This is a genomic window from Paenibacillus sp. GCM10027628 (genome assembly GCF_042676385.1).
GTDB lineage: Bacteria > Bacillota > Bacilli > Paenibacillales > NBRC-103111 > Paenibacillus_E.
Genome location: NZ_JBHTHA010000066.1, coordinates 1 through 1,313 on the forward strand (window position 1 = coordinate 1; position 1,313 = coordinate 1,313).

Genomic DNA, 1,313 nt, shown 5'->3' on the forward strand with positions numbered 1-1,313 from the left:
TTTCTCCCGGTTCACCTTAAGAAATAACTTCTTCTCGATGAAGGGAAGAATGTTTTCCAGAGTCCGTTCAGCGCTTTTCCTGCTTTTGCAGAAGATAAGCAGATCGTCCGCATAACGGACAAACCTATGGCCTCTGCTTTCCAGTTCCTTGTCCAATTCGTTTAGCATGATGTTGCTAAGTATTGGACTCAAGTTTCCGCCTTGCGGTACGCCTATTTCTGTTTCCTCAAAGCGATGTTTCACGACAACGCCAGCTTTCAGGTACTTATGTATGAGCGATATGACTCGTCCGTCTTTGATCGTCCTCGATAGCACCTCGACGAGCTTACTTTGATTCACCGTGTCAAAATATTTCTCCAAGTCCATGTCGACTACATATTTGTACCCTTGCTCTATGTTGTTCTGGCTTTTTCGAATGGCATCGTGTGCACTTCGCTTGGGTCGGAACCCAAAACTGTTCTCAGAGAATTGTTTCTCGTAGATGGGCGTAAGCACTTGGGCAATTGCCTGTTGAATAACTCGATCCACAACGGTTGGGATTCCTAGATTCCTTTTCTTTCCGTTCTCCTTTGGTATTTCTACTCTTCGAACGGGATTCGGACGGTATGCTTCATCCAGAATGGATTGCTTGAGTGTCTCTCCGTTTTCTTTGAGATATTGTAGAAGTTCATCTACTTTCATCCCATCGATCCCATGAGAGCCTTTGTTCGCTTTGACCCTCTTGAACGCTTGGTTCATGTTGTCTCTGCTTACGATTTCTTCAAGTAATCCCTTCTTCGACTCGTTTACGTTGGTGTTGTTGTTTTCAGTTATCCTTACAGGATTGTGCTCTCCCGCGTATCCTTCATGTTCCGCACTATCTTTCTGCGTGGAGACTTCCCTTGGAAGTTGGCTGCCCTTCGCTCCTGTTTTGGTAACTTTCATTGACTAAACACCTCCTAAGGTTCAGCCCTTCCCTCGAGCCGTCGACTGCTCAAGGTACTATGGCGTCTGCTGACTTCTCATGATAAATCTTGTTTCAACCGCGATTCGAATTTCATCTCCCCGCGTCCATGAGACCTCCCACGGTAAGACGATTCACTTTCCTTCCATGTACCCGCATCATTTACATTGGTATGTCTGTGTAGTTAATTGGACTTCGTTTTGTTGTGCAAACTCATCCCATACCTTATGCCTGATCATGTTCGTGTTCCTCGGGTCGGAATTTTGCCTCCAGCTTCCTTCAGATTCCACCTCACGATGGACACCCTTGCTCTTGGCTAGTGGTTGGTAACTACAAACCCCCACAGCGGACTTTCACCGCCTAGTTAATC

1 protein-coding gene is annotated in these 1,313 nt (G+C 46.2%); it reads right to left on the bottom strand.

All coding sequences use genetic code 11. The annotated features are described in order from the left end of the window. Window positions 1-924: group II intron reverse transcriptase/maturase (gene ltrA, locus ACFQZT_RS32230; RefSeq protein ID WP_379307057.1), on the bottom strand; the 924-nt coding region annotated here is incomplete at its 3' end. Between the last annotated feature and the right edge of the window lie 389 nt (window positions 925-1,313).